The sequence below is a fragment of the Gilliamella sp. B2785 genome, from assembly GCF_026537005.1.
In the GTDB taxonomy this organism is placed as follows: domain Bacteria; phylum Pseudomonadota; class Gammaproteobacteria; order Enterobacterales; family Orbaceae; genus Gilliamella; species Gilliamella apicola_E.
Map to the genome: position 1 here is coordinate 495,722 of NZ_JAFNNC010000001.1, position 12,283 is coordinate 508,004.

The window sequence follows — 12,283 nt, forward strand, 5'->3', positions numbered from 1 at the left end:
TGTGATTTTATCAATTTAAACAAGATTAATATGTGGAGCACAAAACTTACCCCTTCGTTAGTACAATTTTTGAGTGCAACCTGCTTTTATCTTATTTTGATTATTCTTTGCTTATTGCAATTAGCGCATACTTCATTAAATAGTTATACTTTTGTTTTAATATTAATCTTAATAATCGAATGGTGGCGTAGTATTTGCTATTTCAAAACTATAAAAGGTGAATTTGCGCTATTTGAATATATACACCAAATTTATTGGTACAAACAGCGTTGGTATTTAACGCGAAAACCACTACTACTACGTTATATAATCATTATTAATTTAAAATCACGGCGAAATGGTAAAAGAAGAACTCTTTTTTTAATGATTGATAACCTTGCGCCTAATGACTGGCGCACACTTCGTTATCATTTCAAAAAAATTGATTTATCAAAATAGGTAATAAAAAATAGCTTAACACACTATATTAATGTGATTTTTTAATCCAATATTCAAATGGTATGGATTCAACTTGTGAGTTAACTAATTGGTGATCCATATGCCGGCAAAAGCTCGGGATATCACGCGTTGTGGCCAAATCATCAGCAACAACGTGCAGTATTTGACCAACAGCTAATTCCCTAATCGCTTTACGCACTAGCATAATCGGCTCAGGACAACGCAAACCTAATGTATTTAATTCTTTATCAATAATCATAATTAATAGATTAAAGTAAAAGATTAGCTAAATAATGGGGAACAGCATCATCAGCATTAGATCCAATAACTTCCAACTCAGGAAGCAGTGCTTTAAGTTCAGGACTCGCATCTTGCATAATACAGCCCTTACCTGCCATTTTTAACATCTCGTAATCATTCATACCATCACCAAAAGCGATGCTGTCTTTAAGTTGATAGCCTAAGCTTTCAACCACTAACTTTAATGCACTGCCTTTAGTCACATTTTCCGCCATAACTTCAAGACAGTTTGGCGTTGAAAACGCGATGCTAACTTTATTACCATATTGCTTTTCAATTTTGTCCTTCAACTCCACCAAATAATGGTTATGGTTAATATCAGAGGTCGTAAAATAAATTTTGGCAATATCACTGGTATCAAAATTAGTTGGATCAAAAAATTGATATTTAAATTTTGTATCAACAAAAAAGCTAAGCGAATAGGCATCAGGTTTATTAATCAGCCAATCATCACCACGGTAAACATGGGTATAAATATATGGACTGTCTTTACAAATTACCGCCAACTCTTTAGCTAAATTAGGATCAAAACTACGGCTAAAAACTAAATTACCATTACTATCGTGAACTCTTGCCCCATTTGATGTAATCATAAAAGCATCGATTTCCATATTTTCACGCATTTGAGTAACATCAATATGGTGTCGGCCTGTCGCAAAAGCAAAATGAATACCCATTTCCCGTAATGCCTGAAGAATTTTTTTTGTAAACGGCGATAAACTATGTTCGGTATTTAACAAAGTACCATCTAGATCAGAAGCAACAAAATGAAACATGATATTCTCAACTTTTATAATAATTGGTGATTAGAATAACGACACTTTGCAGAGAATCAACTAACTCAATACAAAGTCATAAATTATAGTAGAGTATGATACAACTCCATCGCTATTTACTCAACTAATTGCGGAGTAATAAAAATCACTAATTCCCTTTTTTGATTTTTTTTAGCATTATATTTAAAGGCATTCCCAATAATTGGCACTTGAGCAAGACCAGGTACTTTCTTTTTCCCATTACTATTAACTTGCTGAAAAATTCCACCCAAAACCACAGTTTCACCATCTTTAACTTTCACTTGAGTTTTAATTTCTTGCGTTTCAATGGCTAAAGCTTCTCCCCCATCACGGCGCTTAATCGAACGACCCGTAGTATTTTGTGTGATATATAAATCCAAAATCATTTGTTTATCAGCAAGAATTTTAGGCGTAACTTCTAAACCTAATACCGCTTGTTTAAATTCAATGGATGTCGAACCATTCCCCCCCGTTGACACTTCGTACGGAATCTCTGTTCCCTGCTTAATCGATGCCATATTTTGATTTGCAGTTAATAAATTCGGACTAGCAATAATTTCTAACTGATTTTCTGATTCTAATGCTGAAAGTTCCAAATTCAACAAACTACCAGAAAGTTTCGCTAAATTAAAACCCACAGAAGAAGAAGGATTAACGACCCCAAGGTCAACATCCAGCTGATTAAAAAATTGTGAAGATTTACCCAAATATCCCCATTTAATCCCTAACTCCTCCATACTCTCATCACTCATAGTGACAATATGGGCCGAGATATGGACTTGTGGAATGGGTTGATCCAAAGCCTTAACTAACTTCTTAATATCCGCAAATTGTTTGGTCATATCAGTAATAAGCACTGAATTGGTTCGCTTATCAACTATCGCCTTTCCGCGTTCAGATAATAATCCTTGTTGCTGGATGGTCTCTACTAAATTATTAGGATCGCCATGTTTAATCGGAATGGTTAACAAAGTTAACGGCTGATTTAACTCCTGTTCCTTTTGCTCTAATAACTCTCTTTGCGCAAGCACCTCCGGCTCAATAGATTTTGAGACAAACAAAATGTTGTCTTCAATTTCGGCCTGTAAATTTGCTGAATTTAACACCACCTTTAAAGCTTTTTGCCAATCAACATTCTTAAGTTTGATGGTTTGTTTAGTTGATATATCATCTATCATCACTAAATTCATCTGCTTATTATCAGCCAGCGCTTGCAAAATAATTGCGACATCCGTTTGATAAAAATTCATTGAAATAAGATCATTTGATTCTTTTTGTGCTGAAATGGAAGGCTCAGCCAAACATGGAATTGATAAAAGCATAAGCAAAATCGTCAATTGCCTTAAATTCTTTGCTAATTGACGAACTAATTGACTAAATAGTTGGCTGGCTTGATTCATTAATTACAACCTCAAATATCGATCTCATCTTATTTAGTTAACGGCATTGTCCAAAGCACTTTATCGTTACAATACTCAGGTAAACTTGCTTGCCATAAAATTTTATCGCTGAACACAGCTTCAATTTCCCAAGGAAACAAAACATGAGGAACATTATTATCAGTAATAGCTAACCAATCATTATCTGACGAAAGCCATAATTGCTGATAATTAACGCGTTGAATAGATCCTCTAAACTGCCAAGCCTGAATCTGCATATTTAAAAGATCGGTCTGTTCTTGGCAACCTAGCTCAATCTTTTGCAAAAAAGGATCGCGATGACCATCAGCATTCACTGTGAAACAGCACATCATCAATGCAAAAACAAATAAATAGCGACTCATTGCATACCCTTCTTAAACAACAAACTAAATCTAATCCGCAAATAATTATCTTGCTTACCGATTGATAACTGTTGAAAGTTCAAATAGTAGAAATTTTCGTTAAAATCGCCAATAAATTTCATAAAATCAAAAAATTGCCCATTTAATTCAACATCCCAATAAGTTGCTGAATCATTTTGTTCCAGTTTGAACGACATCAACGTCAAATGATGACGATCAATAGCGTTAGCAAGTTCATGCTCGGTTATCAAAGTTAGCGAACTATTTTTAGCGGCATGATAACGTTCAATTCTTGCTTGAAGCATTTCAATTTCAACTTGCTTTTCTTGATACAATGCCATTTGCTGATCAGCTTGTTGCTTTAAATCCTGAATAAAAAATTGATAACCAATAAAAAACAGTGTTAACGGTAATAAAATACAAACTAAGTATTGTTGCCAAATCGGCCTCTCTAGAAAGTCATTATTCATTCAACTCAATATCCATTTGAAACAACAAACTATCCTGACTTTTCTCAATATTTTTTACCTGACTTTTCGTCACATTTGCAGAAAGTTGCTGATTAAAATTGATAATATCCACATAATTGACACTACGACCGGTAATTTTAATTTTCTCAGGCTCATATTCGTACAGATTTAACCAAATCGTTGCTGGTAGTTTGTTAGAAAGCATTTGTAGCGACTGTTGGATCTGTTTTTGACTTGGTGAAGGATTAGGAATATAAGATTCAGCCAACAACTCTTGTTGCAACACTTGTTGAGCAGATAGTTGTTGAGAATAGTGTTCGATGTCTGACTGCGTGTTCATCAAAAGATAAAAAAAATAACAGGTCAACACCCCGATAAAATTAACAACAAAAAGAAGTAACTTAAATTGGTGCTGTTTTGCCTTTTGTTTTCGCCATGGTAGAAAGTTAAATGAACTATTTTCAAAATGACTACCGACAAATGTTACTCCATATTTTTGGAACAAATCTAACCAGTCATTAACCGTTTTACGCTCACAAATAGCAATCATTAAAGTTTTAGGTGAAATGAATACATAATCAAAAAAAAGCTGATTGCCAGATTGTTGGAAAAGTTTGTATAGGGAGGCTTCAACATAACTAGTCAATTCGCTTACCGTCAGTTTAACATCGGGATAAGTGGTTTTCTGGTACTGTACAAAATCATCACTTAAATTTAATTCAATTGACGTTAATCTTGGTAGTTTTAGATTATGCATAAACTGATCGACATCAGCCAAATCTTGATAAACGATAAAATCCTCATTCACCTTACCGCTTGATTCGACTAACTGATAGTGCAGTTTTGTGGGTTCGATATAAATTACTACGCGACTTTTATTAAAAACCATCATACTAAATAGATTGAAAAACAATATCGCCCAATCTTAATCACAATTATCTAGATTCAAACCTACAAAATCCATTTTTGCGAAGTATCATCCAAAAAATGACTAAAATTACACCGAACAGGGCTAAATTTTAGGAAAAGTAAAAAAAAAAGGTTGACTGAAATAAGACACGCCTTATAATGCACATCCACACGGTAAGGGTGATTAGCTCAGTTGGGAGAGCACCTCCCTTACAAGGAGGGGGTCACTGGTTCGAACCCGGTATCACCCACCAATTCTTACCGTGAAGTTTTCGAAAGAAACATTGGGGTGATTAGCTCAGTTGGGAGAGCACCTCCCTTACAAGGAGGGGGTCACTGGTTCGAACCCGGTATCACCCACCACTTACTACTTATTTTATGGGTTGTTAGCTCAGTCGGTAGAGCAGCGGACTTTTAATCCGTTTGTCGAGCGTTCGAATCGCTCACGACCCACCATTTTTTCTTCCTTATCAAAAAATCATTAATCAAACTCATTGAGATATAAGAACGTTATCGTTCAATCTATTTATTATTTACCTCAAAAAACTACGTTGAAGCGTCCCTTCAAAATAAAAAAATAATAGAGATAAGTGAGAACTATTGATTAAAGATAAAATTGATAGAGAAAATGATGTAACGCAAAACAGCTATTGCCCTTAGGCAATAGCATTGAATAAAACGACATTAAAAAGGTCCAAACGACTAACGGGTTACTCCATAACCTAACGGATAGAGCGCCTTCATATCGTTTGGTAAATCAGAAGATTGTTTGATAACACTATCCATTGAATCTGGTAATGCAATTGGCAATTTAGCATTATAAGGTTTGCTATCAAATAAACGTTTAAATAGCACCTCATCTTTAACACCAAAATTTGCTACAATCGCATTAGCACTTTGCTTAATAGGTGTTAAAACGGCTGGGCGATCCAAATAAACAGTTACTACAACGGGATGTGATTTCCTCGCCTCATTGATAAATTTAATATCTTTATCATCCGCCGCAAATTCTAATGAACCTTCATGATATCTTGCGCCAAAAAAGTAGTTCTTATGAGGTTGCTCAAAAGGTGCATTTACCCTAGCCACAACCACATCAGCTTGCTCTAACTTATCAACAATGGTGACTTTACCTTTAAGGGTATTTTTAGCGTCATCGGCAAAACCGTATAAAAAGACTTTACTTTTCGCTTTCAATGGCAAAACTTTATCATTATTTTCTAGTAAAACCATTGAATTAAATTGTGCTTCATCAGCAATCTTTTGGAAATTTTTATTGCCAACAAAACGACTAGCTTGGTTTGGATCAACATAAGGATTTTCAAATTGTCCTAAAGCAAATTTTTGCGTCAAAATCGCTAACACAGCACTATCGACTGCCTTTTCGTCCAATTTATTATTTTTTACTGCTGACACAATAACCGAACTATCACTCACGCCACCAAATTGTTGAACACCCGCTTCGATAGCTTTAATAAACCGTTGCTCGACAGTCAAATCTTCAACGCCCCAAGGCATACCTTCAGGTTTAGACGGAACATCAGGCGGATTACCATTAATACAGACTTCATTACAATCTTTAGTGATATTCCAATCACTAATAATCACCCCTTTAAATTTATAAGTATCGCGTAGCAAATCTTTCAACAAATAACGGTTAAAGCCAGCACCAACTGCTTCGATTTTATGACCATTAATTTCCGCATTTTTTAAAATCGAATATGTCGGCATAACCGCTGCCACATTCACCTCAAAAGCACCTATAAATGGAATGATATGCTCTTCCAAACTATCTTTTTTCGAATAAAGTGCATATTTACCATAAGAACTGTGACTATCAAAACCATTCTCGGCGGCACCATAGCCAACCCAATGTTTAACCACGGCTGACACGCTTTGTGAATTTAGACCAAGTTTACCATTTTGCATACCAGAGATATAACCACGAACCATGCTTTTGCTCAGCATTGGATCTTCGCCGAATGTCCCCTCAAAACGAGACCATCTTGGTTCAGTTCCCAGATCAGCCATGGGTGATAATGCCTGAGTGACACCCAATGAACGGTACTCTTGTCGAATGATATTACCATACTCATTAATCACAAACTCATTACCAATCGCCGCCATCCCCAAAGTTCCTGGCCATTGGCTAAAACCGCTTTTACTGGTCACTTTATCATCATAATAAAAGGTATTTCTAGGATCGATGCTAATCGTTAAAGGAATCCCCAATCGAGAAGACTCAGCAATTTCTTGTAATTGATTATTTTGCTTAGCAAAATCCTTAGGATTGACTTCTAAACGCGTAATTAAACTATTTACCTTATCAGTAAGCACTAACTGTTTAATTTCATCTAGATTATACTTATCACCATGCCCAATCTCACTACCATAAGCTTTGGCATTACCGTGCATCATTAAGCCTGCTTTTTCTTCTAACGACAATTTGGCAAGTAAATCTTGTGCACGAACTTCGGGAGATAAGCGCCAATCTTCAAAAGGTGATAACTTACCATCACGATCAAAGTCTTTAAATTTCAGATTATCAACTACAATATTTTTTAATTGATGACTCTTAAGCCCTATTTGTTTAAGCGCTAGTGCTTGCCCAGTGACTAGCGTTGCACTAATCAACAACGTCAACTTAACTATTTTACTTGTCATATAAACTCCTTATCTAAACAATCAACTTTGAACGCCTTATTCCATTGAGCGTTTTTTGGCAAAAATAAAGCAAAAATAATTGACTAAAAATGTTAATAATCAGCCGAAAAAAGCTTGGATCAAATTATTACTCACAAATTAACACCAAAATAAATATCGTATAAGAGAAGAAATCTGATAATTGTGATGGATATCACGTAAAAAATGAGTAAGAAATGAGGAAAACGAACAGATTAATAAAAAATGCAACGCCAAAAGCGTCACATTATTGACCACAAATCACATAAACAATAAGTCGATAAGCAATATAAAACATCACCAGCCCAACAACCGAATCCAATATGACCCACATTCTTTTTTGTCTAAATAGAGGCGTAAGCAACCTAGCGCCATACCCAATACCAAAAAACCAAATAAATGACACACAAACTGCACCAATTAAAAACGCCCATTTTTGCTCAGTAGAAAACGTACCGGCAATCCCACCAACAATTACCACTGTATCCAAATAAACATGAGGATTAAGTAAAGTCACCGCAATTGTCGACAAAATCACTTTTGTTAAAGAACTCTTTCGTTGCTCGGCAGAATCAACCTGCATACTACTATCACCTCTCACTGCGCTTTTAAATGCATTAAATCCATACCAAAGCAAAAACAATGCACCAAAGATGGCTAATGAATTAGTAATTATAGGATAACGACTAATAAAAGACCCCACGCCCCATATACCAATAGTCATCAAAGCGAAATCACAAAAAAAACAGATAGCAGCAACAAAAAAGATATGATTTTTTAACAATCCTTGCTTAAGCACAAACAAATTTTGCGCGCCAATAGCAATAATTAAACTTGCCGAAATCATCGCCCCACGTAAAATATCGGTCAGCATTTAACCTAAAATCCTTAATCAATGAAAAGTAAGCATTATACAAAAAGAACAAAAAATTTTGTATCAAAACCAAGAATTATTACGCACTTATAAAAAACAGTTATAATTATCTCCCTGAATTTAAAAAATGATAAAAAAGCACAAGAAATGGTTGTCGAATTTATAATCTTCTTAATGATAGGCGCATTTGCGGGATTGCTAGCCGGTATATTTGGCGTGGGTGGTGGATCGTTAATTGTACCTGCATTAATAATCGTACTTAATCACTTTAATCATGGTGGAGAATGGATAAACCACATCGCCGTCGCCTCATCGCTTGCCACCATTATTGGCACCAGCTTATCATCAAGTTGGGTTCAGAATAAAAATCATAATATCCAATGGTCGATTCTAAAAAAGATGGTGTTAGGATGCATGATTGGCACGATGGGCGGATCGTATATGACACCTTATATTCCCGGTGTTTGGTTGAAATGGATTTTTATCGTTTTTCTTGTCTACACCGGAAGTAAATTTATTCTCAAAAGCACCAATGTCGCCCAAAATCGAAACGCTGTATCATTTCATGACACGATTTATATCATTATTGGTGGACTAATTGGCGTGTTTGCTGCCCTAGTTGGTGTCGGTGGGGGGGTATTGGTGGTTCCTTTCTTAAAAAAATGCGGGGTAGATATACGTAAAGCGATTGGCACCTCTGCGGCATTTACCTTACCGGTAGCGCTTGGAGGAACGATTGGCTACATTATTGCAGGATGGAATATTGAAGAATTACCAGAATATAGTTTAGGCTTTGTCTATCTACCAGCAGTAATATCCATTATGATCACCAGTATCCCCATGGCAAAAATGGGTGTACAAATTGCACAACGATTATCGATAAATAAATTGATAAAATACTTTGGTATCTTTTTATTGCTAATAGCTATAAAACTTATAATTTCGTGATTTAAAGCTTCAAAAACCCCGCTCCTCAACTTTTTTTGAGATAAAATACCTAAAAAATAAACCCGCCGAGGCGGGTGATTCAAGCGTCGCTAAGCCGCAAAATCGCTTTTTTATGGCTAAACGACGTTGACTCTTAGCTTACTTTTAATGACTTAATATTATCTTTAATTACTCCCCCCCCCGCCCTTAGGATTAAGGACAATGGAATAAGAACTAAGGATAGACACAAAGTTCGTAAGCGCGTACGGAGCCGGAGTACTTAGACACAGGACCGTAGTTTGAATACACGACAAACTGGCTACTACCAGTCGAGTCACTAGTCCAGAACCAATTGTTATCGCGGAAGCCAACGCCAGAGTAATTGTACATAGCCCCCCACTCAGAGAAAAAGCCTGAACCTATATGACGTATATACCCATTATCAGGTGAGGACGGAGTGGCGCCGACTGAACCACGACAGTTAGAATCTGAATTACTACCACGACAAGATGCATTGGTTAAATCCCTTACGCGAGACACACGATAACCAAGACTATCACACCAAGATAAAGTATCAGAATAATTGCTCTGCGTAGAACCATCGATCACGAACCACTGCTTCAAAGTAAAACCATATCTGACGACTGGAGTACCATTATTGTCACGACCGACCAACTCGAATGTCTGAGGCAAAGATGGAGTAGAAATACGACCAGAATTGTCACCATAAAAAGTAGCGTAAGGACCAGTTAAAGTAACGCGTACGCTTGTAGCAGTAGAATTAGACATTGTGACTGTGATACCACCCCGAGAAACAGAAGACCAAGACAATGGCTGACTACTACCACTAATATCTAAATCAAAGTACAATCCATTAGCGCCAGTTGTAGGAAAGTTTTGACCGTAATAGAGAGGGTCTGTTTTTTGAGTGAGAAAACCCTTAGCAGGGTCCCACATTGAAGACGGACCAGCAAAATCCCAAGATGGGTAACTAGGATAATCACCACGCTTACCAAACCTTAAGCTAGGCCTAGCAAAACAAACCACCGGCGCAGCCTTAGGATTAACGTAATAAGTCACATTACTGGCACTGAAAGTACTACGATTAGGAAATCCGTAACGAGTTGATAATGTACCGTTAGTACTAGATAGCGTAACTTTATAAGGTGCATTACAAACTGTTAGCACTGAATTACGTGATACAACTTGATTGTTTTTATCGACGATAGATAAACTTAAAGAACCTGTAGCACTAACGCCAGAATCACCATCATCATCCCCCCAATAATTATTAGGAGGACCAATAAGAGAACTCAAAGCGACTGAAGTAGTATCAGTAGGAACGAACATACGAATATCAGCAAAACTCTGACCCTCAACCGGCAAGGAGATTGGTGCTGAAGAAGATGAAGTATTGGTTGAAGGCGTGTACCTAGTTCCGTCAGATAGAGTAATCCCAAGCAGACCGTTAGTATCAACCGCACGAGTACGACCACCGTCGAAAGTCAGATAAGGTGCACTACCCTGTATCGCATTCCTAGTTGTCTGTGATGTCAATGCGTGACCCGAAAAAGGAAGGAAAAAGACCACGAAAAAAACAATCTGCCGGGATAATTTAGAAAAACGGAAGGATCGAAAACCGGATCTGAAACAGGATCCGGAAAACGATCGGAAAAAAGATCGAGAAGAGGATCGCGGAAGCGATCGCGCGAAATTTCGCAGAATTTCACTTGATTGAGTGGAAAAATAAGTTTCAGTGAAAAATTTAAACTGGGTGTTGGACTTAGACGAATTTAAAAGATAGGTTGGCCAGGTTGCCTGTTGCCTGTTGCCTGTTGAAAATTATAATGCATATGTGACAATCCTGTCAAGTAATTTTTTGATTAATTTACAATTTTATACTTTTTTATCAAATTTTAGCCTCTGAGCTAAAACCGTGTAAAAAGTATAGTGATTGGAAAAACACGATGCAACACTTTTTTTCGCTCATTTACGTTAACTTTTGTAAATAGGATCTAAAAATGATCTAAATTATAATTGGTTAATTGATGTTTTAATTAGAGATATTTCAATTACAAATCTTTAAAATTAGAGCGATTGATCCTCGAAAATTTTAATTTAGGGCTTTGAATTAGAAATTTAGTGATTTGGATCATTTAATAATTTTTAAGTGACATTTAAAACCTCAAAAACCCCGCTCCTCAACTTTTTTTGATGGAAAAAACAGCTACTAAAAAGCACCACAGTTAGAGCGGAATTATTTATTTAAGACAATATTTCAAAACAGAATTTAAACCCCCAAAAACCCCACTCCTCAACTTTTTTTGCGATAAAATACCTAAAAAATAAACCCGCCGAAGCGGGTGCTTATGTATCGTGAAGCCATAAAATCGTTTCCGTTCCTAATCCCTCCCTAAACCTTAATGTAATTAAGAACGAAAAAATAAGCGTTAAGGATAAGTGCAAAGTCCTACCGATTCATCATACGAGGGTTCAGCCCAATGCACATGACCATCTTTAGGAAAAACGACGAACCGGCTCAAACCTTTTGCATCACTGGTCCAGTACCATTGGACGGCGTCAAAGTTGGTTCGATCATATTTGCCTATATTACCCCACTCCGCAAGCAAGCCTGCACCAATTGTACGCATATAATAATCACCTGATGATGAAGGTGTACCTCCAGTAATTTCATAACGTTTTGCATTAGTTAAATCCTTAACTTTAGGCAGGCGATAACCAATACTGTTACACCAGGATTCCATGCTAGGATAGCTGTAATAAGTTTTACCTCGATTGACAAACCATTGTTTTAACGTAAATCCATATTTAACGATAGCGTTACCACTACTATCTCGACCAACTAACTCGAAGGTCTGGGGCAAAGTAGGCATAGTAATAGGATCAGGATTGCTGGAATTCCATTGAGATTCGGTTGCAACAGGGCCAGTTAAGGTAACCCGTACGCCTGTCGCTGTAGAATTGGTCATAGTCGCCGTGATACCACCACGCGAGACCGGAGACCAAGACAATGCTTGTTTATTACCTGCAATGCTTAAATCAAAGTACATGTTGTTAGCAGCTGTAGTCGGAAAGTTCTTAT

The 12,283-nt window shown here is 36.7% G+C and carries 11 protein-coding genes, 3 tRNA genes and 1 pseudogene; 5 read left to right on the forward strand and 10 right to left on the reverse strand.

Annotated features, from left to right (window positions below):
• Positions 1-30: 30 nt before the first annotated feature.
• Positions 31-438, forward strand: a complete 408-nt coding sequence (locus J3U24_RS02205; protein ID WP_267337469.1) for a protein YgfX — start codon at positions 31-33, stop codon at positions 436-438.
• A 28-nt stretch (positions 439-466) separates the two neighbouring features.
• Here the strand turns inward: J3U24_RS02205 and tusA are convergent, their stop codons facing one another.
• The 6 genes from tusA to J3U24_RS02235 form a co-directional block, all read right to left on the reverse strand.
• The gene (gene tusA, locus J3U24_RS02210; RefSeq protein WP_065563097.1) at positions 467-697 is read right to left on the reverse strand and encodes a sulfurtransferase TusA; all 231 of its coding nucleotides are present in this window, start codon (positions 695-697) and stop codon (positions 467-469) included.
• Positions 698-707: 10 nt separating this feature from the next.
• Positions 708-1,514, reverse strand: a complete 807-nt coding sequence (locus J3U24_RS02215; protein WP_267337467.1) for a Cof-type HAD-IIB family hydrolase — start codon at positions 1,512-1,514, stop codon at positions 708-710.
• A gap of 116 nt (positions 1,515-1,630) precedes the next feature.
• Positions 1,631-2,935, reverse strand: a complete 1,305-nt coding sequence (locus J3U24_RS02220) for a secretin N-terminal domain-containing protein (protein ID WP_267337465.1) — start codon at positions 2,933-2,935, stop codon at positions 1,631-1,633.
• 29 nt (positions 2,936-2,964) lie between these two features.
• Entirely contained in the window at positions 2,965-3,318 is a 354-nt protein-coding gene (locus J3U24_RS02225; RefSeq protein ID WP_267337464.1) for a hypothetical protein, read from the reverse strand.
• Positions 3,315-3,788, reverse strand: a complete 474-nt coding sequence (locus J3U24_RS02230) for a hypothetical protein (protein ID WP_267337462.1) — start codon at positions 3,786-3,788, stop codon at positions 3,315-3,317. Before J3U24_RS02230 ends, J3U24_RS02225 begins: the two co-directional genes overlap by 4 nt.
• A complete protein-coding gene (locus tag J3U24_RS02235) occupies positions 3,781-4,680 on the reverse strand; it encodes a PilN domain-containing protein (RefSeq protein WP_267337461.1) in 900 nt (299 codons plus the stop codon). Before J3U24_RS02235 ends, J3U24_RS02230 begins: the two co-directional genes overlap by 8 nt.
• Before the next feature lie 195 nt (positions 4,681-4,875).
• On the opposite strand from J3U24_RS02235, the gene J3U24_RS02240 reads away from it, so the two are divergent.
• The 3 genes from J3U24_RS02240 (at position 4,876) to J3U24_RS02250 (ending at position 5,153) form a co-directional block, all read left to right on the forward strand.
• Positions 4,876-4,951 (forward strand) — tRNA-Val (locus J3U24_RS02240).
• A 33-nt stretch (positions 4,952-4,984) separates the two neighbouring features.
• Positions 4,985-5,060 (forward strand) — tRNA-Val (locus J3U24_RS02245).
• 17 nt (positions 5,061-5,077) lie between these two features.
• Positions 5,078-5,153, forward strand: a tRNA-Lys gene (locus J3U24_RS02250).
• A 246-nt stretch (positions 5,154-5,399) separates the two neighbouring features.
• Here J3U24_RS02250 and J3U24_RS02255 read toward each other — a convergent pair.
• On the reverse strand, positions 5,400-7,361 hold the full coding sequence (locus J3U24_RS02255) for a glycoside hydrolase family 3 protein (protein WP_267337460.1): 1,962 nt from the start codon (positions 7,359-7,361) through the stop codon (positions 5,400-5,402).
• A gap of 265 nt (positions 7,362-7,626) precedes the next feature.
• Positions 7,627-8,250 (reverse strand): LysE/ArgO family amino acid transporter, encoded by a 624-nt coding sequence (locus J3U24_RS02260; RefSeq protein WP_141677480.1) that lies wholly within the window; start codon positions 8,248-8,250, stop codon positions 7,627-7,629.
• A gap of 150 nt (positions 8,251-8,400) precedes the next feature.
• Here J3U24_RS02260 and J3U24_RS02265 point away from each other — a divergent pair, with 150 nt between their 5' ends.
• Entirely contained in the window at positions 8,401-9,201 is an 801-nt protein-coding gene (locus tag J3U24_RS02265; protein ID WP_065734356.1) for a sulfite exporter TauE/SafE family protein, read from the forward strand.
• A 213-nt stretch (positions 9,202-9,414) separates the two neighbouring features.
• On the opposite strand, the gene J3U24_RS02270 is transcribed toward J3U24_RS02265, so the two are convergent.
• Both J3U24_RS02270 and J3U24_RS02275 read right to left on the reverse strand, forming a co-directional pair.
• The gene (locus J3U24_RS02270; protein ID WP_267346965.1) at positions 9,415-10,770 is read right to left on the reverse strand and encodes a hypothetical protein; all 1,356 of its coding nucleotides are present in this window, start codon (positions 10,768-10,770) and stop codon (positions 9,415-9,417) included.
• 860 nt (positions 10,771-11,630) lie between these two features.
• Positions 11,631-12,283 (reverse strand): annotated as a pseudogene (locus tag J3U24_RS02275) (hypothetical protein); the annotation flags it as partial.

Excerpts from the sequence above, each read along its gene's own strand:
- J3U24_RS02205 (WP_267337469.1), top strand. The coding sequence starts at position 31 with ATGTGGAGCACAAAACTTACCCCTTCGTTAGTACAATTTTTGAGTGCA.
- tusA (WP_065563097.1), bottom strand. The coding sequence starts at position 697 with ATGATTATTGATAAAGAATTAAATACATTAGGTTTGCGTTGTCCTGAG.
- J3U24_RS02215 (WP_267337467.1), bottom strand. The coding sequence starts at position 1,514 with ATGTTTCATTTTGTTGCTTCTGATCTAGATGGTACTTTGTTAAATACC.
- J3U24_RS02220 (WP_267337465.1), bottom strand. The coding sequence starts at position 2,935 with ATGAATCAAGCCAGCCAACTATTTAGTCAATTAGTTCGTCAATTAGCA.
- J3U24_RS02225 (WP_267337464.1), bottom strand. The coding sequence starts at position 3,318 with ATGAGTCGCTATTTATTTGTTTTTGCATTGATGATGTGCTGTTTCACA.
- J3U24_RS02230 (WP_267337462.1), bottom strand. The coding sequence starts at position 3,788 with ATGAATAATGACTTTCTAGAGAGGCCGATTTGGCAACAATACTTAGTT.
- J3U24_RS02235 (WP_267337461.1), bottom strand. The coding sequence starts at position 4,680 with ATGATGGTTTTTAATAAAAGTCGCGTAGTAATTTATATCGAACCCACA.
- J3U24_RS02255 (WP_267337460.1), bottom strand. The coding sequence starts at position 7,361 with ATGACAAGTAAAATAGTTAAGTTGACGTTGTTGATTAGTGCAACGCTA.
- J3U24_RS02265 (WP_065734356.1), top strand. The coding sequence starts at position 8,401 with ATGGTTGTCGAATTTATAATCTTCTTAATGATAGGCGCATTTGCGGGA.